General features: G+C 62.8%; 25 protein-coding genes and 1 other RNA gene. 17 read left to right on the top strand and 9 right to left on the bottom strand.

All coding sequences use genetic code 11. The features are described 5' to 3' along the window. Positions 1–56: 56 nt before the first annotated feature. The 9 genes from yihA (at position 57) to HB676_RS18525 (ending at position 7,604) form a co-directional block, all read left to right on the top strand. The gene (gene yihA, locus HB676_RS18565) at positions 57–707 is read left to right on the top strand and encodes a ribosome biogenesis GTP-binding protein YihA/YsxC (RefSeq protein WP_213739324.1); all 651 of its coding nucleotides are present in this window, start codon (positions 57–59) and stop codon (positions 705–707) included. Then, entirely contained in the window at positions 707–1,084 is a 378-nt protein-coding gene (locus tag HB676_RS18560; RefSeq protein WP_213739323.1) for a DUF423 domain-containing protein, read from the top strand. The genes yihA and HB676_RS18560 overlap by 1 nt, the downstream gene beginning before the upstream one ends. A gap of 210 nt (positions 1,085–1,294) precedes the next feature. Next, a complete protein-coding gene (gene argB / locus HB676_RS18555; protein WP_213739321.1) occupies positions 1,295–2,191 on the top strand; it encodes an acetylglutamate kinase in 897 nt (298 codons plus the stop codon). Positions 2,192–2,223: 32 nt separating this feature from the next. Then, positions 2,224–3,210, top strand: coding sequence for a DUF1036 domain-containing protein (locus HB676_RS18550; protein WP_213739319.1), 987 nt, complete (start codon positions 2,224–2,226; stop codon positions 3,208–3,210). 159 nt (positions 3,211–3,369) lie between these two features. Beyond that, positions 3,370–4,059: a pyrimidine 5'-nucleotidase gene (locus tag HB676_RS18545; RefSeq protein ID WP_213739557.1), complete on the top strand. Its 690-nt coding sequence runs from the start codon at positions 3,370–3,372 to the stop codon at positions 4,057–4,059. A gap of 208 nt (positions 4,060–4,267) precedes the next feature. Then, complete coding sequence (gene dapD, locus HB676_RS18540) at positions 4,268–5,113, top strand: 2,3,4,5-tetrahydropyridine-2,6-dicarboxylate N-succinyltransferase (RefSeq protein WP_213739318.1); 846 nt, start codon at positions 4,268–4,270, stop codon at positions 5,111–5,113. Positions 5,114–5,242: 129 nt separating this feature from the next. Then, positions 5,243–5,905, top strand: coding sequence for a DUF805 domain-containing protein (locus tag HB676_RS18535; protein WP_213739317.1), 663 nt, complete (start codon positions 5,243–5,245; stop codon positions 5,903–5,905). Beyond that, entirely contained in the window at positions 5,902–7,056 is a 1,155-nt protein-coding gene (gene dapE / locus HB676_RS18530; protein ID WP_213739316.1) for a succinyl-diaminopimelate desuccinylase, read from the top strand. Before HB676_RS18535 ends, dapE begins: the two co-directional genes overlap by 4 nt. Continuing rightward, positions 7,053–7,604, top strand: a complete 552-nt coding sequence (locus HB676_RS18525; RefSeq protein ID WP_213739315.1) for a 5'-methylthioadenosine nucleosidase — start codon at positions 7,053–7,055, stop codon at positions 7,602–7,604. Before dapE ends, HB676_RS18525 begins: the two co-directional genes overlap by 4 nt. Before the next feature lie 40 nt (positions 7,605–7,644). Here the strand turns inward: HB676_RS18525 and truA are convergent, their stop codons facing one another. From truA to def, 3 genes are all read right to left on the bottom strand, one after another. Further along, the gene (gene truA / locus HB676_RS18520) at positions 7,645–8,382 is read right to left on the bottom strand and encodes a tRNA pseudouridine(38-40) synthase TruA (RefSeq protein ID WP_213739314.1); all 738 of its coding nucleotides are present in this window, start codon (positions 8,380–8,382) and stop codon (positions 7,645–7,647) included. A 133-nt stretch (positions 8,383–8,515) separates the two neighbouring features. Continuing rightward, positions 8,516–9,448 carry a methionyl-tRNA formyltransferase gene (gene fmt / locus HB676_RS18515; RefSeq protein WP_213739313.1) on the bottom strand — a complete coding sequence of 311 codons (933 nt, stop codon included), beginning with the start codon at positions 9,446–9,448 and terminating at the stop codon, positions 8,516–8,518. Between the two features lie 90 nt (positions 9,449–9,538). Further along, complete coding sequence (gene def, locus HB676_RS18510; RefSeq protein ID WP_213739311.1) at positions 9,539–10,063, bottom strand: peptide deformylase; 525 nt, start codon at positions 10,061–10,063, stop codon at positions 9,539–9,541. Positions 10,064–10,253: 190 nt separating this feature from the next. Between def and rmuC the strand changes: the two genes are divergently transcribed. Beyond that, positions 10,254–11,462, top strand: coding sequence for a DNA recombination protein RmuC (gene rmuC / locus HB676_RS18505; protein ID WP_213739310.1), 1,209 nt, complete (start codon positions 10,254–10,256; stop codon positions 11,460–11,462). Positions 11,463–11,653: 191 nt separating this feature from the next. Next, complete coding sequence (locus HB676_RS18500) at positions 11,654–13,015, top strand: MFS transporter (protein ID WP_213739556.1); 1,362 nt, start codon at positions 11,654–11,656, stop codon at positions 13,013–13,015. Positions 13,016–13,069: 54 nt separating this feature from the next. Here the strand turns inward: HB676_RS18500 and HB676_RS18495 are convergent, their stop codons facing one another. The 5 genes from HB676_RS18495 to ffs all read right to left on the bottom strand — a co-directional run bounded on the left by HB676_RS18495 (position 13,070) and on the right by ffs (position 16,526). Continuing rightward, positions 13,070–13,501 carry a hypothetical protein gene (locus HB676_RS18495; protein ID WP_213739308.1) on the bottom strand — a complete coding sequence of 144 codons (432 nt, stop codon included), beginning with the start codon at positions 13,499–13,501 and terminating at the stop codon, positions 13,070–13,072. 23 nt (positions 13,502–13,524) lie between these two features. Further along, positions 13,525–14,130, bottom strand: coding sequence for a recombination mediator RecR (gene recR, locus HB676_RS18490; protein ID WP_213739307.1), 606 nt, complete (start codon positions 14,128–14,130; stop codon positions 13,525–13,527). A 1-nt stretch (position 14,131) separates the two neighbouring features. Beyond that, a complete protein-coding gene (locus HB676_RS18485; protein ID WP_213739306.1) occupies positions 14,132–14,452 on the bottom strand; it encodes a YbaB/EbfC family nucleoid-associated protein in 321 nt (106 codons plus the stop codon). Positions 14,453–14,472: 20 nt separating this feature from the next. Beyond that, a complete protein-coding gene (locus HB676_RS18480; RefSeq protein WP_213739305.1) occupies positions 14,473–16,320 on the bottom strand; it encodes a DNA polymerase III subunit gamma/tau in 1,848 nt (615 codons plus the stop codon). A gap of 109 nt (positions 16,321–16,429) precedes the next feature. Next, positions 16,430–16,526: signal recognition particle sRNA small type (ffs, locus tag HB676_RS18475), an RNA gene on the bottom strand. Between the two features lie 96 nt (positions 16,527–16,622). On the opposite strand from ffs, the gene HB676_RS18470 reads away from it, so the two are divergent. The 6 genes from HB676_RS18470 (at position 16,623) to HB676_RS18445 (ending at position 21,734) form a co-directional block, all read left to right on the top strand. Then, positions 16,623–17,048, top strand: coding sequence for an HIT family protein (locus HB676_RS18470; protein ID WP_213739303.1), 426 nt, complete (start codon positions 16,623–16,625; stop codon positions 17,046–17,048). Positions 17,049–17,066: 18 nt separating this feature from the next. Then, positions 17,067–18,017, top strand: a complete 951-nt coding sequence (nudC, locus tag HB676_RS18465) for an NAD(+) diphosphatase (protein ID WP_213739301.1) — start codon at positions 17,067–17,069, stop codon at positions 18,015–18,017. An 81-nt stretch (positions 18,018–18,098) separates the two neighbouring features. Continuing rightward, positions 18,099–19,061: a sugar kinase gene (locus tag HB676_RS18460; protein ID WP_213739299.1), complete on the top strand. Its 963-nt coding sequence runs from the start codon at positions 18,099–18,101 to the stop codon at positions 19,059–19,061. Positions 19,062–19,132: 71 nt separating this feature from the next. Further along, positions 19,133–19,642, top strand: coding sequence for an Lrp/AsnC family transcriptional regulator (locus HB676_RS18455; protein ID WP_213739297.1), 510 nt, complete (start codon positions 19,133–19,135; stop codon positions 19,640–19,642). A 300-nt stretch (positions 19,643–19,942) separates the two neighbouring features. Continuing rightward, on the top strand, positions 19,943–20,230 hold the full coding sequence (locus HB676_RS18450; protein ID WP_249780321.1) for a hypothetical protein: 288 nt from the start codon (positions 19,943–19,945) through the stop codon (positions 20,228–20,230). Positions 20,231–20,255: 25 nt separating this feature from the next. Then, positions 20,256–21,734: a methyl-accepting chemotaxis protein gene (locus HB676_RS18445; protein WP_213739296.1), complete on the top strand. Its 1,479-nt coding sequence runs from the start codon at positions 20,256–20,258 to the stop codon at positions 21,732–21,734. Between the two features lie 154 nt (positions 21,735–21,888). Here HB676_RS18445 and HB676_RS18440 read toward each other — a convergent pair whose 3' ends face one another. After that, positions 21,889–23,388 (bottom strand): phosphomannomutase/phosphoglucomutase, encoded by a 1,500-nt coding sequence (locus tag HB676_RS18440; protein WP_213739295.1) that lies wholly within the window; start codon positions 23,386–23,388, stop codon positions 21,889–21,891. Between the last annotated feature and the right edge of the window lie 36 nt (positions 23,389–23,424).

The following is a 23,424-nucleotide window of genomic DNA, read 5'->3' as shown; positions in this document are numbered from 1 at the left end:
AATGACGGGTTAGGCCGGGACAAGCCCGGCCATGACGGTGATAGAGAGCCCTTCGCATGACCGCCGACACCGATGCGAAGCTGATCGAACAGGGACGAAAGCTGTTCGCCGGCGACTGGCAATTTATATGGGCATCGCCCTCGATCGAAACGCTGCCGCCGATGGCCGGGATGGAGGTCGCGTTTGCCGGCCGTTCCAATGTCGGCAAATCAAGCCTCATCAACGCGCTGACCGGCCGCAACGCACTGGCGCGCACCTCGCATACGCCGGGACGCACCCAGGAACTGATCTTCTTCGAAGGCCCCGACAAGGCGGGCTTCCGGCTGGTCGACATGCCCGGTTACGGCTACGCCTCCGCGCCGAAGGCCAAGGTCGCATCCTGGACCGCGCTGATTCACAAATTCCTGCAGGGCCGCAGCAGCCTGGCGCGGGTCTATGTGCTGATCGATGCCCGGCACGGTATCAAGGACGTCGATCTCGACGTGCTCAACACGCTCGACAAGTCGGCCGTCAGCTATCAGGTCGTCCTCACCAAGGCCGACCAGGTGAAGCCCGCCGCGCTTGAAGCCTGCACCGAGGCCACGCTGGCCGCATTGGCCAAACATCCGGCCGCTTTTCCTGAGGTGCTGGTGACTTCCTCGCGTACCGGCGCCGGGATGGCGGAACTGCGCGCCGCGATGGTGCGCCTGCTCGAGGAGCGCAGCTGATGACGGGATCATCCCTGTTTCGCATTCTGGTCATCCTGGCCGGGATCATGGGCGCTGACGGCGTCATCCTGGCCGCCGCCGCCGCGCATCAGGGCGACGCGACGCGGCTGATGCCGGCGTCATCGATGCTGCTTTTTCATGCCACTGCCATACCCGCGGTTGCGGCGCTGGCCGAGCGCGGAATCATTCATTTCAAAATCGGGATCGCAGCCGGTTTCGGTTTTGTGATCGCCGCAGCTTTGTTCTCCGGCGACCTGACGATGCGCCAATATGCCGGCCACAGCCTGTTCCCGATGGCCGCGCCAACAGGCGGCACACTGCTGATCGTGAGCTGGCTGCTGCTTGCGGTCGCGGCGGCTTGGCCGAAGCGCGGATGAGCTTCCTTCCCTTCTCCCCTTGTGGGAGAAGGTGGCGCGCGTCGCGCGCCGGATGAGGGGTCTCTATCCGCCGAAAGAACCCCTCACCCGTCTTCGCTTCGCGAAGCCACCCTCTCCCACAAGGGCGAGGGGAAGAAAAAGCGAAGCTTTGCGCGCTGCCCGCCAATCAGCTAGAACCCGCCCCATCCCGATGACCACGAGACCCGCTTCATGACCGACGCGCCATACATCAGTCCGCTCGATCAGGCTCGCATCCTGTCCGAGGCGCTGCCGCATATGCAGCAATATGACGAGGAAACCATCGTCATAAAATATGGCGGCCACGCCATGGGCGCCGAAGATCTCGCCAAGGCGTTCGCACGCGACATCGTTCTGCTGGAGCAGACCGCCATCAATCCGGTCGTGGTGCATGGCGGCGGGCCGCAGATTGCGACCATGCTGAAGCGACTCGGCATCCAGTCGGAATTCGCGGCCGGCCTGCGCATCACCGATGCAGCGACCATCGAGATCGTTGAAATGGTGCTGGCCGGTTCGATCAACAAGCAACTGGTCGGCTACATCAACGAAGCCGGCGGCAAGGCGGTCGGCCTGTGCGGCAAGGACGGCAACATGGTCACGGCGTCAAAGGCGACGCGCACCATGGTCGATCCGGATTCGCATATCGAAAAGGTGGTCGATCTCGGCTTTGTCGGCGAACCCGAGAAGGTCGACCTGACGCTGCTGAACCAGTTGATCGGCTATGAGCTGATTCCGGTGCTGGCGCCGCTGGCAACGTCGCGCACGGGACAGACCTTCAACGTCAACGCCGACACCTTTGCCGGCGCGGTCGCGGGCGCGCTGAAGGCCAAGCGGCTGCTGCTCCTGACCGACGTTCCCGGCGTGCTCGACAAGTCGAAGAAGCTGATTCCGGAACTGTCGATCAAGGACGCGCGCAAGCTGATCGCCGACGGCACCATTTCCGGCGGCATGATCCCCAAGGTCGAAACCTGCATCTACTCGCTCGAGCAGGGCGTTCAGGGCGTCGTCATCATCGACGGCAAGACGCCGCACGCGGTCTTGCTCGAACTGTTCACCAATCAGGGCACGGGCACGCTGATACACAAGTGATGATGACAGCGGCTACGCAACTCAGAGCCTTGATGGCCGGATTCATTCCGGCCATCGCTTTGCTCGCGAGCGCCGTGCCTGCCCATGCCGACTTAAAACTCTGCAACCGCATGAGCTATGTGGTCGAGGCCGCGATCGGCATCGACGACAAGGCTGCCACCGCAACGCGCGGCTGGTTTCGCATCGATCCGGCCGGCTGCCGCGTGGTGGCGCAGGGCACGCTGACCGCGGATCGTATTTTGCTGAACGCCCGCGCGCTCAGTGTTTATGGTTCCTCGCCGATCCCGCAGAACGGCGGCGACACGCTGTGCATCGCGCCGGAGAATTTCGTGATCGCGGCAGCCCGCCAATGCCGCCCCGGACAGACCCCGGCGCCTTTTACCCAGATCACGCCGACACCGACCGACGACGGCAATCTGGTGGCCTATCTCGCCGAGGACAGCGAATATGATGACGAGCAGGCGAGGCTGGCCGGCATTCAGCGGCTGCTCGTAATCGCCGGCTACGACGCGGCGCCGATCGATGGCGTGGATGGTCCGAAGACGCAGGCGGCCCTCGCGGCCTTCCTCAGAAATCGCGGGCTGACGCCTGACATCGTGCAGGCGCCGAATTTTTTCACGGCAATGATCGACGCGGTGCAGTCGCCCTCGGCTACCGGGCTCACCTGGTGCAACGACACCCCGCACAAGATCATGGCCGCCGTCGCCACCGACGACGGCAAGGCGGTGACCAGCCGCGGCTGGTATCGCATCGAGCCCGGCAAATGCCTGCACCCGGATGTGACCGGCCAGCCCAAACAGATTTTCAGTTTCGCTGAAGCCGTCGATGCCGAAAACCGCACCATCCGAATCAAGGACCGGCCGCTGAACTGGGGCGGCACGACGCAGCTTTGCACCCGCGAGAACAAATTCGAAATCAGCGAACAAGGCGACTGCGGCACCCGCGGCCTCGCCCCGATCGGCTTTGCCGCGGTTGATATGTCCGGCGGCGGAAAAACTTTGCGGTTCGCGTTGCCGTGATGGATATTTCGCTCGTCGTCCCGGCGAAGGCCGGGACTCATACGCCGCGGCCTCTCATTTTATACACGCTGTTTGACGATTTTCGCCCAATTACGAACGACTGTGGTTATGGGTCCCGGCGCAAGGCCGGGACGACGAGTTGAGAGAGCTGTGACGACATTGCAAAAGAACCCCCGCGCCTTCACTCACATCGACACATGGGTGTTCGATCTCGACAACACGCTGTACCCGCATCACGTCAATCTGTGGCAGCAGGTCGACGCGCGGATCGGCGAATTCATCAGCGCCCATCTGAAAATTTCCGCGGAACAGGCCCGCGTGATCCAGAAAGACTATTACCGCCGCTACGGCACCAGCATGCGCGGCATGATGACCGAACATGGCGTGCGCGCCGATGATTATCTCGCTTATGTGCACCAGATCGATCATTCGCCGCTCGAGCCCAATCCGGCGATGGGTGCGGCGATCGCCAGACTCCCCGGCCGCAAGCTGATCCTGACCAACGGCTCGGTCGATCATGTCGACAAGGTGCTGGACCGGCTTGGCATCGCCGGGCAGTTCGAAGCGGTGTTCGACATCATCGCGGCCGAACTCGAGCCGAAGCCGGCGCCGCAGACCTACCAGAAGTTCCTCAGGGATCACCGCGTCGATCCGGCGACCTCGGCGATGTTCGAGGATCTCGCGCGCAACCTCGTGGTGCCGCATGAACTCGGGATGACCACCGTGCTGGTGGTGCCCGACGGCACGAGGGAAGTCGTGCGCGAAGACTGGGAACTGGAAGGCCGCGGCGCCGACCATGTCGATCATGTCACGGATGATCTGACCGGGTTTCTGCAGGGGCTGACTTAGCCCTCATCTCCCCGCTGTCATGCCCCGCGAAGGCGGGGCATCCAGTACGCCGCGGCCCCTGAAATAAGCCGCGCTGCCGCGGAATACTGGATCACCCGCTTTCGCGGGTGATGACACCGGAATCGGGCGCCGGAGCAGTTGACTCTCCCTCCCCAAATCCCGAAAAAGCCCTTCGACCAACCAACAATACCGCTCAAGGAAAACCTCGATGTCTCTCGCTTCCCTCGAATCCACCGTCAACGCCGCATTCGACGCCCGCGATGGCATCTCGGCCGCGACCAAGGGTGAAGTCCGTGACGCCGTGGATCACGCGCTCGACCTGCTCGACAAGGGCGAGGCGCGCGTGGCCGAGCGCGAGGCCAGCGGCAAGTGGCAGGTCAATCAGTGGCTGAAGAAAGCCGTGCTGCTGTCGTTCCGCCTCAACGATATGACCTCGATTGCCGGCGGTCCCGGCAAGGCCTCGTGGTGGGACAAGGTGCCGTCGAAGTTCGAGGGCTGGGGCGAAAATCGTTTCCGCGACGCAGGTTTTCGCGCGGTCCCGGGCGCCATCGTGCGCCGCTCGGCCTTTATTGCCAAGAACGTCGTGCTGATGCCGTCCTTCGTCAATCTCGGCGCCTATGTCGATGAAAGCACCATGATCGACACCTGGTCGACGGTCGGCTCCTGCGCGCAGATCGGCAAGCGCGTGCACATTTCCGGCGGCGTCGGCATCGGCGGCGTGCTGGAACCGCTGCAGGCCGGACCCGTGATCATCGAGGATGATTGCTTCATCGGCGCGCGCTCCGAAGTCGCCGAGGGCGTCATCGTGCGCAAGGGCGCGGTGCTGGCGATGGGCGTGTTCTTGGGGGCCTCGACCAAAATCGTCGATCGCGACACCGGCGAAACCTTTGTCGGCGAAGTTCCGGAATATGCCGTGGTGGTGCCTGGCGTCTTGCCGGCCCGCCCGTTGAAGAACGGCCAGCCCGGCCCCTCCACGGCCTGCGCCGTGATCGTCAAGCGCGTCGACGAGCGCACCCGCGCCAAGACCAGCATCAACGAACTGCTGCGGGACTAGAGTTTATTTTTGGGCATGATCTGATCCGAAAACCGGTAACCACTTTCGGGATCATGCCCATCGAACCCGCAGGCCTGCCAGCGCGACCAATCACCCTGACAGGGCATTCTCAGCCCTCAGGGTAGAGCGATGGGCAAACTGACGGATAACCAGTTTCTGTTCGGCTTCGCGGGGCGCATCAACCGCGCCAAGTACTGGTATGCGCTGTTTGCCAGCATGACTTTCTGTCTGGTTTTCATGGCGGCGGCGGCCTTCGCCATCAGCCGGATTTTCGGCGCGAACATCGAGACCGTTCAGGTCGAACTGCTGGGTGTGTTCGGCATTCCTCCGAAATTCCCGTTCAGCGCCGATTTCGGCAACGCCGACCCGGAGACGTTGGCGCTTGTCACCCGTATCTTCTATGTCGCTGCCACGCCAATCGCGGTTATCGGCGTCTGGTTCATCGCGGCGACCACGGTCAAGCGGCTGCACGATCGCAACAAGAGCGGATGGTGGATCCTGGCCTTCCTCGTCGCGCCGGGATTGCTTGGCAACATCGTCGACAGGATCGACGAGGAATCTTATGTAGCAACGGCTCTCGCTTTGTCCCTCGCCTATGCCGCATTCGGCCTGAAGGCCTGGGGTATCGTTGAGCTCATGTTTTTAAAGGGGACCGACGAACCCAACCGGTTCGGCCCCGACCCGCTGGCGCCGATCGACACCAAGCCGCGCTGGGACCAGCAGAGTGAGCTTAAATTTGTCCCGCCCAGCGCTGGCCCCCCGCCGGGGCCGCATGTTATGCGGGGGACATGAATGATGCTGTGTCGATCACCCGCGATCTCGTGCGCTGTCCCTCCGTCACCCCGGCCGATGCCGGGGCGCTCGGGGTTCTCGAAAACATCCTGAAGGCCGCCGGCTTCGAGGTGCACCGCGTCACCTTCAGCGAACCCGGCACCGCCGATATCGACAATCTCTATGCCCGCATCGGCTCGTCAGCGCCGCATATCAGCTTTGCCGGGCATACCGATGTGGTGCCGGCCGGCGACGAGGCCGCCTGGACCCAGGGCGCCTTCTCCGGCGACATCAAGGATGGCTTTCTGTATGGCCGCGGCACGGTCGACATGAAGGGCGGCATCGCCTGCAGCGTCGCGGCGGCTCTGGAATATCTGGCTGACCATGGCGGCCAGCCCAAAGGCTCGATCTCGTTCCTGATCACCGGCGACGAGGAAGCGATCGCCATCAACGGCACCGTCAAGCTGTTGCAATGGGTCAAGGCGCGCGGCGAGATCTTGGACCACTGCGTGCTCGGCGAACCCTCGAATGTCGAGACGCTCGGCGATTGCATCAAGATCGGCCGCCGCGGTTCGCTGTCCGGCACGCTCTATGTCGATGGCATCCAGGGCCACGTCGCCTATCCGCATCGGGCGGCGAACCCGGTGCCTGATATCGCCGGCATCGTCGTGGCGCTGAGCCAGGAGCCGCTCGATCGCGGCAGCGCGCAGTTTCAGGCCTCGAACCTCGAATTCACCTCGATCGATGTCGGCAACACCGCGACCAATGTGATCCCGGCGCAGGCACGCGCCAAGTTCAACATCCGCTTCAACGATCTGCATAGCCAGGAATCGCTGCGCGAACTGGTCGAGCAGCGCGTCACCAAGGCCGCCGGCAATCGCATCAAGGCCCGCGTCACCTGGGAATATTCCAATGCCAACGTCTTTGTCACCAAGCCGGGCGCCTTCACTGATCTGGCGGTCGCCGCGATCGAGGCCGTCACCGGCCGCAAGCCGGAACTGAGCACCTCGGGCGGCACTTCAGATGCGCGTTTCATCTCGGGCTATTGTCCGGTGATCGAGTTCGGGCTGGTCGGCCAGACCATGCATCAGGTCGATGAGCGCACACCTGTCTCCGACCTCGAGAAGCTGACGAAGATCTACCGCGGCATGCTGGACCGGTATTTCGCGTGACCGGCAAAATCCTCGTGCTCACTGCGATCGACGACGAGTTGGACAAGCCCCGTGCGCCGGATGGCATCGAAGTGATCTATAGCGGCGCTGGCAAGGTGAATGCCTCCAGTGCCGCGACGCTGGCGCTGCTGGTGTTGCGGCCCTCGCTCGTGATCAATTACGGCACAGCGGGACGCATCAACGAGGCGCTGTCGGGTCTCGTCGAAGTCGCCCATGTCGTGCAGCGCGACATGATGGGGATGCCCCTGGTGCCGCGCGGCCGCACGCCCTATTCGTCCAATCTCGACAAATTGTCGTCCGGATTTGCCGGCGTGACCTGCGGGACCGGCGACAATTTTGTCACCTCAGGTGATCCATGGCTGAGCGAGAACCACGTCGATGTCGCCGACATGGAACTGTTCGCGATCGCCCATGTCTGCCAGCGCCACAGCATTCCCTGGCGCGCGTTCAAATTCGTGGCCGGCGATGCCGATCACTGGGTCGGCGATGTCGGCAAGGGTCAGGATTTGTTTTGGGATGCGGTGGGGATGTTGAAGGCGGATACGTAAGACGCGGTAATTGCTACGCCATCATGGCCCGTTGTAGTTCTCAATAATCCACCCGCACCAGATAGAGCCCGTCTGGCGGCGCGACTGGACCGCAAGCAGCACGGCTGCGAGCCGCCAAAGCAGCCGCGAGATCGTCGGCGTTCCAGCGGCCTTCGCCGACCCACACCAGGGAGCCGACCATCGAGCGCACCTGGCTGTGCAGGAACGAGCGCGCCGATGTGACGATGTTGACCGCGTCGCCGTCCCGGATGACATCGAGCTGGTCGAGGGTTTTCTCCGGCGACTTTGCCTGACATTCGGTGTCGCGAAAGGTCGTGAAGTCGTGCTTGCCGATCAGCCGCTGCGCGGCTTCGTGCATTGCATCGGTATCGAGCGACCGCGGCAGCCGCCAGACATGGCCGATATCAAGCGCGAGGTTGGCGCGGCGATTGCTGATCCGATAAAGGTAATGCCGCCGCTTGGCTGAAAACCGCGCCTCGAAATCGTCCGGCACGATATCCGCGCTGATCACGCCGATCGGATGCGGCCGCAGATGCGCATTCAATCCATCGCGCAAACGGCCAGGCACGAAATGTTTTTCAATGTCGCAATGCGCGACCTGCGCCAGTGCATGCACGCCAGCATCGGTGCGGCCCGCGCCATGGACGCGAACCTGTTCGCCGCAGATCGCCTTGACCGCGATCTCCAGCGCGCCCTGCACCGAGGCGCCATTATCCTGGATCTGCCAGCCGCAGAACGGCGCGCCGTCATATTCGATGATGAGTTTGTAGCGGGGCATCAATGCGGCAATCTACGTTGGTCGTCATTGCCGGGCTTGACCCGGCAATCCATCCTCTTCGCTGGACTCTTGTGAAGATAGATGGATACGCGGGTCAAGCCCGCGTATGACGACTTGGGGTGCGTGGGTGACGTTATGTAAGCCTCACGCCAGCCTTCAACGGCGTGCCGCGCAGAAAATCTTCCGCTTTCATCGCGCCCTTGCCGGCGCGCTGCAATTCGAGAATCCGGAACGCGCCTTGCTGGCAGGCGATTGCCAGGCGATCGTCGAGCAACTCACCCGCCGCACCCGAACCGCCGGCGATCTCGCCGCGCAGGATCTTGACGCGTACGGCCTCGCCCTCGATCGGCAATTCGCACCACGCACCGGGGAACGGCGACAGGCCATGAATATGCCGGAGCACCTCACGGGCGGCCTTGTTCCAGTCGATCCGCGCCTCGGCCTTGTCGATCTTGGCCGCATAGGTGACGCCCTCCGCACTTTGCGGGGTGAGTTGCAGCCTGCCGCGTTCCAGCGCGCCCATCGCGCGCACCATCAGGTCACCGCCGAGCGGCGCTAGCGCATCGTGCAAATCGGCGGCCGTCATCGTATCCGAAATCGCCAGCCGTTCGGCCATCGCGACGTCGCCGGTGTCGAGGCCGACGTCCATTTTCATCACCATCACGCCGGTCTCGCTATCGCCGGCCATGATCGCGCGATTGATCGGCGCTGCGCCACGCCAGCGCGGCAACAGCGAGGCATGAAGATTGAAGCAGCCGAGCTTTGGCGCATCGAGAATGGCCTGCGGCAGAATCATGCCATAGGCGACGACGACAGCCGCATCGGCATCATGCGCGCGAAACTGTTCCAGCGCCTCCGGTGTTTTCAAAGTCGTCGGCGTCAGCACGGGAATGCCGAGCCGTGTCGCCTCGATTTCAACCGGCGTCGGCTGCAATTTCATGCCGCGCCCCGCGGGTTTCGCGACACGGGTATAGACCGCCACGATCTCATGGCCATGGGCCACCAGTTCCAGCAGCGTCGGCACCGCGAAATCGGGCGTGCCCATGAAGATCAGACGGAGGGACATGATGTTGGCTCGGTGCGTTCCCTCCCCCCTTGTGGGGGAGGGTTAGGGAGAGGGGTAAGCCACAAGCACCGCACCCGCGATACTTTTAACTCACTCCGCGCGCTTGGCGGCCTTGGTAAACTTCTTCAGCACGCGGTCGCGCTTGAGCTTCGACAGATAATCCACGAACAATACGCCGTTGAGATGGTCGATCTCGTGCTGGATGCAGGTGGCGAACAGGCCCTCGGCATCTTCCTCATGCATCTTGCCGTCGAGGTCCATGAAGCGCACGCGCACTTTCGCGGGCCGCTCGATCTCCTCGTAATATTCGGGGATCGAGAGGCAGCCTTCCTCATAGACGGACAATTCTTCCGACGACGCCACGATCTCGGGATTGATGAAGACGCGCGGCTTTGGCGTGGTCTCGCCTTCCTCGTTCTTCTTGGCGAGATCCATCGTGATCAGCCGCAGCGGCTGCGCGACCTGGATCGCTGCGAGCCCGATCCCTGGCGCGTCATACATGGTCTCGAACATGTCGTCGGCGAGCTTGCGCACCTCCGCCGTGACTTTCTCGACGGGTTTGGAGACGAGCCGCAACTGCTTGTCCGGCAGGACGATGATTTCTCGGATGGCCATGATTTCTCTGGATGCTGTGGCGGGCGATTTAAGCCGGAGACTTGCCGGGGTCAATCCGAGAGACGGCTGCTGTTAGCCTCCCGTTAACCACGAATCTTAAGCCACTATTAACCATAAAAATTTACCCGCCATTCACCATAAATGTTCCCTCTTCGTTCGCGTTCAAGACCGAATCGGCTACAAGGGCAGCATGAATGACATCCTTTTCATGCTCGGCGACCTGCCGATCCGCACCGGTGCAGCTTTGATCGGCTTTGGCGCGCTGGCGCTGCTGCTGCTCTTGGTCATTGCCATCGTGATCGCCCGCTCCTCCCGGCGCGGCGCTGAAATGGCGATGGCGCAGGCGATACGGGCCGACGAACTGGAAGAGCGCCTCGGCGACATGCTGCGGGCGCAGAGCGAAGCCACCGGCCGGGTCGACGCGATGGGACAGGCACTGGCGGGGCGGCAGGCCGAAATGGCGCGCGCGGTTAGCGAGCGGCTGGATTCGGTGACCCACCGGGTCGGCCAGTCGATGGAACAGACCACGCGCAACACCATGGACAGCCTGCGCGTGCTGCATGAGCGGCTCGGCATCATCGACAATGCGCACAAGAACCTCACCGATCTGACGTCACAAGTCACGACGCTGCGCGACGTGCTGGCCAACAAACAATCCCGCGGCGCGTTCGGCCAGGCGCGGATGGAAGCGATCGTCCAGGACGGGATGCCGAAAGGCTCTTACGAATTCCAGCACACGCTCTCGAGTGGCAAGCGGCCGGATTGCGTGGTGTTCCTGCCCGACAAGCGGCCGCTGTGCATCGATGCGAAATTTCCGCTGGAAGCGATCACCGCGTTGCACGATGCGCGCACCGACGAAGAAAAGAAATTCGCGACGCAACGCCTGCGCGCCGACGTGATGAAGCATGTCGGCGACATCGCCGAGAAATACCTGATCGCCGGCGAGACCCAGGACACGGCGTTGATGTTCGTGCCGTCGGAATCGGTCTATGCCGAAATTCACGATGGCTTTGACGACGTGATCCAGAAGGCCTACCGCGCCCGCGTGGTGCTGGTGTCACCGTCGCTGCTGATGCTGGCGATCCAGGTGATGCAGCAGATCCTCAAGGACGCGCGGATGCGCGACGCCGCCGACCAGATCCGCACCGAGGTGCTCAACCTCGGCGACGATCTCGGCAGATTACGCGACCGCGTGCTGAAGCTGCAGAAGCATTTCTCCGACGCCAATGAGGACGTCCGGCAAATATTGATCTCCGCCGACAAGATCGAAAAGCGTGCCGGCCGGATCGAGGAGCTGGATTTCAGCAAGACCGAAGCCCCCGCCGAGACACCGCGTCTCGTGAAAGCCGGGGCGGACGAGCTGTTTCCTCTTCCGCGCAAAATGCAGGCGGGGGAGTAGCCACTCAGATCGTCGCCCGGCGCTGCTTTCTTCCTTCTCCCCTTGTGGGAGAAGGTGGCGCGAAGCGCCGGATGAGGGGTCTCTATCCGCAGAGACAGACCCCTCACCCGTCCGCGCTGCTTCGCAGCGCGGCCACCCTCTCCCACAAGGGGAGAGGGGAAGGAGCGCGAATCTGCTAGCACTGTGGCATGATCAACGCGCCCGACAGCCTCCCTGAAACACCCATCACGACGCCCCGCGCCAGCTTCCGCGATAGCCTCACTGTGTACCTGCAGCCGCGCGTGCTGATTGTGTTGCTGCTCGGCTTCTCCTCAGGCCTGCCGCTGGCATTATCCGGCTCGACGCTGCTGGTGTGGATGCGCGAGTCCGGCGTCGATCTCGGCACCATCGGGCTGTTCGCGCTGGTCGGCACGCCCTACACGCTGAAATTCATCTGGGCCCCGCTGGTGGACGCACTGCATGTGCCGCTGTTCACACGCCGCTTCGGGCGCCGGCGCGGCTGGCTGATTTTCTCGCAACTGCTCTTGATCATCGCGATCCTGCTGCTGGCGCTGACCGATCCGGCACGCTCGCCATTGTTCGTCGCGCTCGGCGCGCTACTGGTCGCGGCGACTTCCTCGACGCAGGATATCGTGGTCGATGCATTTCGCGTCGAGAGCCTGCCCGAGAGCGAACAGGCCGCGGGCATGGCGTCCTACGTCGCGGCCTATCGCGTCGGCATGCTGGTCTCGACCGCGGGCGCGCTGTTCATGGTGAGCGCGTTCGAGAGTACTGGTCTCGCGCGCACATCGGCCTGGATGTGGGGCTATGTGGCGATGGCCGCATTGGTGCTGATCGGCACCGTCACGGCGCTGGCCGCCACCGAGCCCGAACAATCCGTGCGGGCGGACGCCGCCACGCGCGATGAGACCGCGTTTGCCCGAGTCCTGCATGCGGCTGTTGGCGCCTTCTCGGAATTTCTCCGCCGCAAAGACGCATGGGCCGCACTGGCATTCGTGGTGCTATTCAAATTCACCGACGCGTTTTCCGGCACGATGACCGCGCCGTTTGTGATCGACCTCGGCTTTACCCGCAACGACTACGCCGCGATCGTCAAGGGCGTCGGCCTTGCCGCCTTGCTGATCGGCGGCTTTGCCGGCGGATTCGTGGCGCGGCGTTACTCGCTGGCGACGAGCCTGTGGATCGGTGGCATTCTGCAGGCGGTCGCCAACCTGTCGTTCAGTTGGCTGGCGCTGGCCGGCGTCAACCAATGGGCGCTGGCGTTCGCGATCACCGCGGAGAATTTCACCAGCGCGATCGGTACCGTGATCTTTGTCGCTTATTTGTCGGCGCTGTGCAGAAACCCGCTGCACACCGCGACACAGTATGCCCTGCTGACCGCGCTGGCCGCGGTCGGTCGCACTTATTTGTCGTCGGGCGCAGGATTTGTCGCGAAGGCTACCGGATGGCCGCTGTTTTTTGCGATTTGCGTCGTGGTCGCGGTGCCGAGCCTGATCCTGCTGGCCTGGCTGCAGCGGCGCGGGCATTTCGCGGAGCTGGAGAGGAAGGTTTAGGGCACTCTGACCTCGTCATGGCCCGGGCCTGACGACCAACTATAATTTACGCATTCAATGCTTCGTCACCACGCTCCATTTCGTAACCACGGCTTCGCTCATCTGCCCGGCTTCCTGCGCGCAGGAGACTTCGTCGACCTTGACCGAGACTTCCTTGCCGATGAAGGCCTTCAACTGCGCGGCCTGCGCATCGCTGTTGACGACGATCTGAAACGTTTCCGGACCGGTCTCGAGACCGCAAAGCCCTGATGGCGGCGGCAGCCGGCGCGGTTCGCTGGTGAGCTGATAGTTCGCCGAGCGTTTGCCCTTCTTGGCGCTGCGGGTGCGCAGGGCATTGAGTTCTCCCGACAGCACGTCGCCGGCATTGATCACCTTGGCTACCTTCGGCGCCGCATCGGCCTGCTGCGCCCGCGCGGCAGGCGCAGCGCATGCCACCATCAAGGCCGTCATCAAGCTTAAACGTACGGCGAATCGTCGTTTCGTCATGTCCATGATTTCCGTGAGTGTGGTTAGAACAATGTCCGCTGCCGCATCGCTGCAGACAGGGTGCCTTCGTCGAGATAGTCGAGTTCGCCGCCGACCGGCACGCCGTGCGCCAGCCGCGTCACCTTGACGCCGGCTTCCTGCAGCAGGTCGGTGATGTAATGCGCCGTGGTCTGGCCGTCGACCGTGGCGTTCAGGGCCAGGATGATTTCCGTCACCCGCGGATCATGCGCGCGCGCCACCAGCGCATCGATAGTGAGGTCCTGCGGGCCGACGCCGTCGAGCGGCGACAGGGTCGCGCCCAGCACATGGTAGAATCCGTTGGTCGCATGCGCTCGCTCCAGCGCCCAGAGATCGGCGACATCGGCGACCACGACGATGATGGCGGGATCGCGCCGCGGATCGGTGCAGACCGTGCAAGGATTTTGCGTATCGATATTGCCGCAGATCTTGCAGACCTGGATCTTGTCGATCGCCACCTGCAGCGCGCTGGTAAGCGGCGTCATCAGCGCTTCACGCTTCTTGATCAGATGCAGCGCCGCGCGCCGCGCCGAGCGCGGGCCGAGCCCCGGCAGGCGCGCCAGGAGCTGGATCAAACGTTCGATTTCCGGACCGGCAACCGCAGACGCCATTTCAGGTAAGGCCCAACCCCGGCGGCAAACCGAGGCCGCCGGTCAGCGACTGCATCTTTTCCTGCATCGCGGCCTCCGCCTTGCGGCGTGCGTCATTATGCGCGGTCACCAGGAGATCCTCGACGATCTCGCGCTCGTCCGGCTTCATCAGTGACGGATCGATCTTGACGGCTTTGACTTCCATCTTGGCCGTCATGCGCACGCTGACGAGGCCGCCGCCGGAAATACCCTCGACTTCGACATTGCCGAGTTCTTCCTGCATCGCCTGCATCTTCGATTGCAACTGCGCTGCCTGCTTCATCATGCCGAGAAAATCAGCCATGAACTGTTCCTTGTCTCTCGTTACAGATCGTCGCCGTCGGCGCTCTCACTGGGATCTTCAACGCTGGCATCGGAATCCGGCGGCTCGGGGGCGAGCTTGCGCACCTCGACCACCTTGGCGCCCGGAAATCGCGTCAGCACTTCTTGCACCCGCGGATCGGCTTCGGCGGCGCGCTCGCGCTGGTTCTTCTGAATCTCGTTCTGCTGGCGCAGCGTCGATTGCCCGGTTTCGTTGGACACGATCACGGTCCAGCGCCGCCCGGTCCATTGCTCCAGCTTGCGCGAGAGATCGTTGATCAGCGTGCGCGCCGCACTGCGCTCCAATGCAACCTCAAGCCGGCCGTCTTCGATGCGCACCAGACGGACATCGGCTTCCAGCGCGGCCTTGGTCATAATATCCCGCTTCTCGCCGGCGAGCGCGACCAGGGCCGGGAAACTCGTGATCCGCAGCGCCGCGGGAGCATTCTGAACGTCCGGCGCCGGCGCGATCATCTGCGGACGCGCAGAAGCCTCGGCGCCGGAGCGGGGCGTAGAGGCCGCGCGTGCAGGCGATGACGACATCGAAGCGACCGGCACCGGCGCACTGCGTGGCGCCGCACTCGATGTGACGATCGGCGATGCACCGCTGTTCGGATCGAGCATCCTGATCGCTTCATCCGGCGTCGGCAGGTCCGCGACATAGGCGATCCGCACCAGCACCATTTCCGCGGCTGCCGCCGGCCGGGTCGCGGCCTGCACCTCGGTGATGCCCTTGAGCAGCATCTGCCACATCCGCGACAGCACGCGCATCGAGATCTTGGTGGCAAAATCGCGGGCGCGCACGCGCTCGGTCTCGCCGAACGCGACATTATCGGCGGTCGCCGGCACGATCTTCACGCGAGTGACGAAATTGACAAATTCAGCAAGGTCCGACAGCACCACGATCGGATCGGCGCCAGTATCATACTGCTCGCGAAATTCCTTGAATGCGCTGGCGATGTCGCCGCGCACCAGCGAGTCAAAGAGATCGATCACCCGCGTGCGGTCGGCGAGGCCCAGCATCTGCCGCACGGCATCGGCGCGCACCGCGCCCGCGGCATGTGCAATCGCCTGATCGAACAACGACAACGAATCGCGCACCGAGCCTTCGGCGGCGCGGGCGATGATCCCGAGCGCCTCCGGCTCGACCTCGACCTTCTCTTTCGTGGCAATATTGGAAAGATGGCCCATCAGCACGTCGGCCTCGACCCGGCGCAGATCGAAACGTTGGCAGCGTGACAGCACCGTGACCGGAACCTTTCGGATTTCGGTGGTGGCGAACACGAATTTGGCGTGCTCCGGCGGCTCTTCCAGCGTCTTGAGGAACGCGTTGAACGCCGCGGTCGAGAGCATGTGGACTTCGTCGATGATGTAGACCTTGTAGCGCGCGCTGGCGGGCGCATAGCGGACGCTGTCGTTGATCTGTCGCACATCGTCGACGCCGGTATGGGAGGCGGCGTCCATTTCCAGCACGTCCATGTGCCGGCTTTCCATGATCGCCTGGCAATGCACGCCCGGCACCGGCATGTGGATGGTCGGGCCTTTCACCGATCCGTCCGGTAATTCGTAGTTCAGCGCACGGGCGAGAATCCGCGCCGTGGTGGTTTTGCCGACGCCGCGCACGCCGGTCAGGATCCAGGCCTGCGGAATGCGTCCGGTCTCGAACGCATTCGAGACCGTGCGGACCACGGCCTCCTGGCCGATCAGATCGTCAAAGCTGGAGGGGCGGTATTTGCGTGCCAGCACGCGATAATGTTTGCCGGCCTCCGGCGGACCGCCGAGATCGAAGCCATTCTGCTGGCTGCTATCCGCTTCGGTCGGGGGCGTTACGGGAGTGCCAGCATCGTTCATCGATCGATCCGCAATTGAGTATGTCTCGAAGCCGGCTTGCGGAACAAATACGAGCCGAATCAAACGCCGGCATAATCACCGCTTTTTGCGCGATTCGCTCGAAAAACAGGTAGGAGACTGACGAGCGACCCGATCCGGACCTCGTTAGGGCTGCTTCCTTCCGGACCTGACCCGGTTGGCGAGTGGCTCGTCCACCGCCAATCTCCCGGTCCCTATTTGGGGCCAAAAGGGCCGGAAAGCAAGCCGTCAGGGGACGGTTTGCGGGGCTTGTGCAAAAACACGGAAAGGCATTAGTTGCCGTTATGCCCACTGATACGCCCGCCTGGTCGCTGCATTCCCGGCTCAAGGAAGACACCATCGACATCGGCGACCTGCCGCTGTGCCGGGTGCTGGTGATCAAGGATGCGCATTACCCCTGGCTGTTGCTGGTGCCGCGCCGGCCCGACGCCGTGGAGATCATCGATCTCGATGAGGTCGAGCAGGCGCAATTGATGACGGAGATTTCCCGCGCCGCCCGCGCGCTGAAGGAAATCACCCGATGCGACAAGCTGAATATCGCAGCGCTTGGCAATCTGGTGCCGCAACTGCATGTGCATATCATCGCGCGCCGCTCCAGCGACGCCGCCTGGCCGCGCCCGGTCTGGGGGGTGATGCCGCCGCTGGCGCATGATGCCGAAGAGGTCCAGACCTTCATCAGCGCGTTACGCCGCAAGATCTGGCTTGGTTGAACAGTCTGGTTGGAGCACATGACAGCATTCGATTCGTTTCCGTTGGGACAGCCGGGCTTCGTTAGCAACATCCTCGATCGCGCCGCGCATCTGCGCAATAACGACGAAAAGCTGATGGCGCTGGAAGGCCACCGCGATGCGCGCGCTTATGTCGTGCATCGCGACTCGCTTGTCGTGAGGCAGGAGCCGAACGGGCCTCGCGCGCTCCTGACCATCGAGGAAGCGCGTCAATGCGGCGCCAACCCCGGCACGATCTTTTTAGGTCTGCGTGATGGCGCAGCGGTGTTCGGCATGGGCATATCGGCCGAGGCGGTTGAAAAACTGCTGACCCGGCAGGATGTCGCTGTCACCGAACTGCGGGGCATGGCGATGCAGGGGATTGTGCCGCCGAACCAGCTCTCGGCTATCGCAATGGCGAAATCGATGGTGACCTGGCATCAGCGCCACGGCTACTGCGCCAATTGCGGCACTCGCTCTGTGATGAAGGAAGCCGGCTGGAAACGCGAATGTCCGAACTGCAAGGCCGAGCATTTTCCGCGCACCGACCCTGTCGTGATCATGCTGGTGACCTCGGGCGACAAATGCCTGCTTGGGCGGCAACGGCATTTCCTGCCTGGCATGTGGTCCTGTCTGGCAGGCTTCGTCGAAGCCGCCGAGACCATCGAGGATGCAGTCCGGCGCGAAATCTTCGAGGAATCCGGGATTCGCTGCACCGATGTGAATTACTACATGACGCAGCCCTGGCCCTATCCGTCGTCCCTGATGATCGGCTGCACCGCGCGCGCCACCAATGAAGATATTATTGTCGATCACGAGGAACTCGAGGACTGCCGATGGTTTGACCGGGCGGAGGCGACGCTGATGCTGAAGCGGGAACATCCCGGCAGCCTCACCGGGCCACATCCTTTCGCCATTGCCCATCATCTGGTCGGCCGCTGGCTGCAGACAGACCCCCACTCTCGCGCATAGCTGGAACTTCACCATGACTCGCCGATTAACAGGGCATATCAAGTTCCGTCATCTGGCAGGACGGATATGATGGAAGAGGCGATGAACTTTCACCCTGCCGCGCCGAAGATTCCTCCGCGCATTCTCTGTATCGGCATGCCGGTACGCGATCTGACATTCCGCATCGAGGAATTGCCGGCGCGTGGCTTCAAGGCGAATGCCACTCATTTCGAGGAAATCTGCGGCGGCAATGCGCTCAATGCCGCGATCGGAATCGTGCGCCTCGGCGGCCGCGCCTCGATCTGCGGGCCGATGGGCGACGCGCGCGAGACCTCGAGCCGGTTTATTTTCGACAAGCTCGCGCATGAGGGCATCGACACCTCGCAGATCGTGCGCATGCCCAATCTCGTGACGCCGATCTCCAACATCATGATCGACCCGAGCGGCGAGCGGACCATCGTAACCTTCCGCGATCCGGAATTGTGGAAGGTGCAGTTGCCCGACACTGACAGCCTGCTGGAGGACTGCGCTGCGATCCTGACCGAGAATCGCTGCGCTGAATTCTGCACGGATTTGTGCGCCGAGGCGCGCCGGCGCGGCATTCCCGTCATTGTCGATGTCGACCGCACCATGTCGGCCCGTGAGGGATTGCTGACCGCCTCATCGCATCTGGTGTTTTCCAGCGAGGCGCTGCAGGCCACCGCCGCTGTTAATGACGACGGCGAAGCGCTCAAGAAGATTGCCAAGCTGACGTCTTCCTTCCTGGCGGGCACGCGCGGCGCAAAGGGCACGCTGTGGCTCGACGAGCAGCAGAACCTGCAGGAGACGCCGGCTTTCCCGGTTCACACCGTGGATACGCTCGGTGCCGGCGACGTGTTTCACGGCGCTTTCGCGCTGGCGATTACCGAAGGCCAGGAGCTGCGGGAGGCACTGCGGTTCGCCTCCGCGGCTGCAGCCCTGAAATGCACCCGGTTCGGCGGCGCTTTCGCGGCCCCGCAACGTGCTGAAGTCACAGCGCTTTTGGGCCAGGGCCGGCCGGCCAACCCGGCGCGAAGTGGGCAATAATTGGGCTTGTCCTAGAATAATTTTCTACCTATTATGGTCCTTAGCGCCATAATTGGAAGAAAGTTCTTCTCATGACTGATCTCGCCATCCAGACCATTGAGCCCAATCGCCGGCTCGATGCCATCGACCGCAAGATTTTGACCGTGCTGCAAGAGGACGCCTCGCTGTCAGTGGCCGAGATCGGCGACCGCGTCGGATTATCCTCGACCCCCTGCTGGAAGCGCATCCAGCGGCTGGAGGCTGACGGCGTGATTCTGCGCCGGGTCGCGCTGGTCGATCAGAACAAGATCGGATTGGGCATTTCGGTATTCGTGTCGGTCGAGAGCGCCGATCATTCCGAATCCTGGCTGCGGACCTTCGCCGACGCCGTCAGCGCGATGCCCGAGGTGATGGAATTCTACCGGATGGCCGGCGACGTCGATTATATGCTGCGCGTCGTGGTCGCGGACATGCAGAGCTACGACATCTTTTACAAGAAGCTGATCAGCGCGGTGCCACTGAAGAATGTCACGTCGCGCTTTGCGATGGAGAAGATCAAATCGGTCACCGCATTGCCGGTGCCGGCGGCGCAGGCTGGGTAGTCGCGCAGTCTATCGGATAATGCGGTCGTCATACGCGGGCAAAAGCGCGAAGCGCGTCTTCGCGTCCGGTGATCCGCATTCTCCCCTCGTGGTGCGCTGAGCCGCAGCCAGACTTCATAAATGCTGCGCGCCTTGCACGCTCCAGGTGTTTATCCTTTGCGTCGCTACTTTTGGCTTTATTCAAAGGCCTGAACGCCGCTTCATGCAGCTCCCATTACTAAGAAAATCTTAGCTTCGTTTCCGTATTCTGCTGACGTGGGTTACGGAGACGGAATCACAGCACCTCGATGGCCGGCGTGGTTGAACGCGGCCGCCTTGCTCGTGGTGAGCTGGATCGCGATTGCCGCATTGTCATTGCAAATCCGCCCCGGCGCCGAAGTCGTGGCGGTCGCTTTCCCGCCATGGTGGAGCACGCAGCAGGTATTTGAGGCTGCGGCTTCCGCGGATGCCGCCATTGTGCGGATGACGGCCATTCCAGCCGTCCTGGTGGTGAGGCCGGGCGACGATGCCGGGCTGACACGATTGCGCGAAGCCGGTGTCTGGCTGGCGATGGATCCGCGGGCGATCGCGGCTTGTTTTTCGAACTAGAAATTTGAGGTGGGGGAAACCGAAAATGATGATCGAAAGCGACGATTTGAAAAAATTGCGTGAAACCACCAGCAAGGCGTTGCTCGCCGTGTTGTGGTTGCATCTTCCGATCTGCCTGACCATCAGCATGGTGCGCGGCACCGATTGGCTACTGCCCGCGGTGCTCGTTACCGCAATGGCGCTGGCGGCAACGCTGTCATGGCGCATGACAGGCAACGAATTGTCGACCCGCCTGATCTTTGCCGTCGCTTTGATGGGCGACGTATCGGTGTTCGCCTATCAGCTATGGGGCCATCCCTGGCAAATCGACATGCACATGTATTTCTTCGCGGCATTGGCCTGTCTGGTCGCCTACTGCGACTATCGGCCGCTGATTGCCGGGACCGTCGCAGTCGCGCTGCATCACCTGGCGCTCAACTTCCTGCTTCCCGCGGCGATCTACCCCGGCGGTTCGGATTTCGGGCGAGTCGTTCTTCACGCCGTGATCCTGCTGATCGAAGCCGGCGTATTGATCGCGCTGGCCCACAAGCTCGCGCTGTTGTTCGAGACCGCCGCGCAGAAAACCGCCGAGGCGGAAGCGGCGAGCGCCGCCGAAGCGCACGCCTTTGCCGGCCGTGCCGAAGCTGAAAAATTGGCCAAGCAGGAACGCGACGCGGCGCGGCGCGAACTCGCCGCCGGCTTCGAGCGCAAGGTCGGACATATCGTCGAGGCTGTCACAGTGGCCGCCGGCGAAATCCAGAACCTGTCCTCGACGATGAGCGGCACCAATGCGGCCACGACACGACAGGCCGCCGCGGCTGCGGGCGCATCGACGCAGGCTTCGAGCAATGTCGAGACGGTCGCTTCCGCGACCGAGGAACTCACCGCTTCGATCGGCAGGATCGCCGAGCAGGTGACGCGTTCAGCCGAGATCGCCGGCAAGGCTGCCGAAGAGGCACGCCGCACCAACGCCGTGGTCGAAGGGCTGGCCAGCGGCACCCAGAAGATCGGTGAAGTCGTTACGCTGATCCAGAACATCGCCAGCCAGACCAACCTCCTGGCCCTGAATGCGACCATCGAGGCGGCGCGCGCCGGTGAGCACGGCAGGGGATTTGCCGTGGTAGCGAGCGAGGTCAAGGCGCTGGCCAACCAGACCGCGAAGGCAACCGAGGAAATTTCTTCGCAAATCCAGAGCATCCAGGCTGCCACCGGCGAAGCGGTCAGCGCCATCCAGGCGATCGGCGGGACCATCGCCGAAATCGACGAAATATCCAGCCAGATCTCGGCGGCCGTCGATCAACAGGGCATGGCGACGCGCGAAATCGCCGGCAACGTTCAGCAGGCCGCCGAAGGCACCAGGGACGTCAACGACAACATCCTCAGCGTCACCCGGGCTTCCGACGAGGCCGGCGTGGCGACATCCCGGCTGATCGATGCGGCCAATGGATTGACGACGCAGTCCGGCCGGCTGAAGTCGGAGGTCGATCAATTCCTGGGATCGCTGCAGGCTGCTGCGGCGGCGTAGACGGCTGCGAGCAGTCGATATACGCGACCGTCATGCGCGGGCAAAAGCGCGAAGCGCGTCTTCGCGCTAGGTGACTCGCGTATCCACCTTCTTCGAACCATTTTTCGAACCTGATGGATTGCCGGGTCAAGCCCGGCAATGACGATCTGGTGCATCAAATCTTCTGATTATACTCGCCGACTTCCGGATGGGTGCGCAGCACCGAATCCATCGCCTCGAACAGGTCGCGCATCCGCTGCTCGCTGACGGGGCTTTCGACCACCACCACCAGTTCCGGCTTGTTGGACGACGCCCGCACCAGGCCCCAGCTACCATCCTCGACCGTGACGCGCACGCCGTTGACGGTGACGAGATCGCGGACATTCTGCCCCGCAACCTTCTCGCCTTTCTTCTGTAGCGCCTCGAAATGTTTCACCACGGCGTCAACCACGCCGTACTTGGTCTCGTCGGCACAATGCGGCGACATCGTCGGCGACGACCAGGTCTTCGGCAGCGCGTTTTTCAGATCCGCCATCGACTTGCCGGGCGCGCGATCGAGCATTTCGCAAATCGCGATCGCCGAAATCAGGCCGTCATCATAGCCGCGGCCGAACGGCTTGTTGAAGAAGAAGTGGCCGGACTTCTCAAAACCCGCCAGCGCGCCCAATTCATTGGTGCGGCGCTTCATGTAGGAATGGCCGGTCTTCCAATAGGCCGTCTTCGCACCCTGCTTCTGCAGCACCGGATCGGTCGCGAACAATCCGGTCGATTTCACGTCGACCACAAATTGCGCGTTGGCGTGGATCGCCGACATGTCGCGCGCCAGCATGACGCCGACCTTGTCGGCGAAAATCTCCTCGCCGGTATTGTCGACCACGCCGCAGCGGTCGCCGTCACCGTCGAATCCAAGGCCAACATCGGCCTTGTGCGCCAATACGGCATCGCGGATCGCGTGCAGCATTTCCATGTCTTCGGGATTGGGATTGTACTTCGGAAAGGTGTGATCGAGTTCGGTATCGAGCGGCACCACCTCGCAACCGATCGCCTCCATCACCTGCGGCGCGAAAGCGCCCGCGGTGCCGTTGCCGCAGGCGACCACGACTTTCAGTTTGCGCTTCAGCTTCGGACGCTTGGTCAGATCCGCGATGTAGCGCGCTGGGAAATTCTCGTGAAATTCGTAACTGCCGCCGACCTTGTTCTTGAAGTCAGCATTGAGCACGATCTCCTTCAGGCGAGTCATCTCATCAGGACCGAATGTCAGCGGGCGGTTGGCGCCCATTTTGACGCCGGTCCAGCCGTTGTCATTATGCGACGCCGTCACCATCGCGACACAGGGCACATCGAGCTCGAATTGCGCGAAATAGGCCATCGGCGTCATGCACAGGCCGATGTCGTGCACCTTGCAGCCTGACGCCAGCAATCCGGAAATCAGCGCGTATTTGATCGACGCCGAATAGCCGCGGAAATCATGCCCGGTGACGACTTCCTGCTTGACGCCGAGTTCCGAGATCAGCGCGCCCAGCCCCATGCCGAGCGCCTGGATGCCCATCAGGTTGATTTCCTTGCCGAACAGCCAGCGCGCGTCATATTCGCGAAAGCCGGTGACCTTCACCATCGGTTCGGATTCATACGCATAGGTGTTCGGGACCAGCGCGGATTTCGGCTTCGGAAACATGCAGTTGGCCTCGCGGTGAAGGAACAGGGAATTACC

Source organism: Bradyrhizobium sp. dw_411 (genome assembly GCF_018449695.1).
Taxonomy (GTDB): domain Bacteria; phylum Pseudomonadota; class Alphaproteobacteria; order Rhizobiales; family Xanthobacteraceae; genus Bradyrhizobium.
The sequence above is the reverse complement of the archived record's forward strand: the minus strand, read 5'-3'. Positions and strand labels throughout refer to the sequence as shown.

Excerpts from the sequence above, each read along its gene's own strand:
- recR (WP_213739307.1), bottom strand. The coding sequence starts at position 14,130 with ATGGCGTCTGCGGTTGCCGGTCCGGAAATCGAACGTTTGATCCAGCTC.
- HB676_RS18470 (WP_213739303.1), top strand. The coding sequence starts at position 16,623 with ATGCCCACTGATACGCCCGCCTGGTCGCTGCATTCCCGGCTCAAGGAA.
- HB676_RS18480 (WP_213739305.1), bottom strand. The coding sequence starts at position 16,320 with ATGAACGATGCTGGCACTCCCGTAACGCCCCCGACCGAAGCGGATAGC.
- nudC (WP_213739301.1), top strand. The coding sequence starts at position 17,067 with ATGACAGCATTCGATTCGTTTCCGTTGGGACAGCCGGGCTTCGTTAGC.
- dapD (WP_213739318.1), top strand. The coding sequence starts at position 4,268 with ATGTCTCTCGCTTCCCTCGAATCCACCGTCAACGCCGCATTCGACGCC.
- HB676_RS18495 (WP_213739308.1), bottom strand. The coding sequence starts at position 13,501 with ATGACGAAACGACGATTCGCCGTACGTTTAAGCTTGATGACGGCCTTG.
- fmt (WP_213739313.1), bottom strand. The coding sequence starts at position 9,448 with ATGTCCCTCCGTCTGATCTTCATGGGCACGCCCGATTTCGCGGTGCCG.
- HB676_RS18485 (WP_213739306.1), bottom strand. The coding sequence starts at position 14,452 with ATGGCTGATTTTCTCGGCATGATGAAGCAGGCAGCGCAGTTGCAATCG.
- yihA (WP_213739324.1), top strand. The coding sequence starts at position 57 with ATGACCGCCGACACCGATGCGAAGCTGATCGAACAGGGACGAAAGCTG.
- HB676_RS18445 (WP_213739296.1), top strand. The coding sequence starts at position 20,256 with ATGATGATCGAAAGCGACGATTTGAAAAAATTGCGTGAAACCACCAGC.
- def (WP_213739311.1), bottom strand. The coding sequence starts at position 10,063 with ATGGCCATCCGAGAAATCATCGTCCTGCCGGACAAGCAGTTGCGGCTC.
- HB676_RS18460 (WP_213739299.1), top strand. The coding sequence starts at position 18,099 with ATGAACTTTCACCCTGCCGCGCCGAAGATTCCTCCGCGCATTCTCTGT.
- dapE (WP_213739316.1), top strand. The coding sequence starts at position 5,902 with ATGAATGATGCTGTGTCGATCACCCGCGATCTCGTGCGCTGTCCCTCC.
- argB (WP_213739321.1), top strand. The coding sequence starts at position 1,295 with ATGACCGACGCGCCATACATCAGTCCGCTCGATCAGGCTCGCATCCTG.
- HB676_RS18535 (WP_213739317.1), top strand. The coding sequence starts at position 5,243 with ATGGGCAAACTGACGGATAACCAGTTTCTGTTCGGCTTCGCGGGGCGC.
- HB676_RS18455 (WP_213739297.1), top strand. The coding sequence starts at position 19,133 with ATGACTGATCTCGCCATCCAGACCATTGAGCCCAATCGCCGGCTCGAT.
- HB676_RS18560 (WP_213739323.1), top strand. The coding sequence starts at position 707 with ATGACGGGATCATCCCTGTTTCGCATTCTGGTCATCCTGGCCGGGATC.
- HB676_RS18550 (WP_213739319.1), top strand. The coding sequence starts at position 2,224 with ATGGCCGGATTCATTCCGGCCATCGCTTTGCTCGCGAGCGCCGTGCCT.
- HB676_RS18440 (WP_213739295.1), bottom strand. The coding sequence starts at position 23,388 with ATGTTTCCGAAGCCGAAATCCGCGCTGGTCCCGAACACCTATGCGTAT.
- rmuC (WP_213739310.1), top strand. The coding sequence starts at position 10,254 with ATGAATGACATCCTTTTCATGCTCGGCGACCTGCCGATCCGCACCGGT.
- truA (WP_213739314.1), bottom strand. The coding sequence starts at position 8,382 with ATGCCCCGCTACAAACTCATCATCGAATATGACGGCGCGCCGTTCTGC.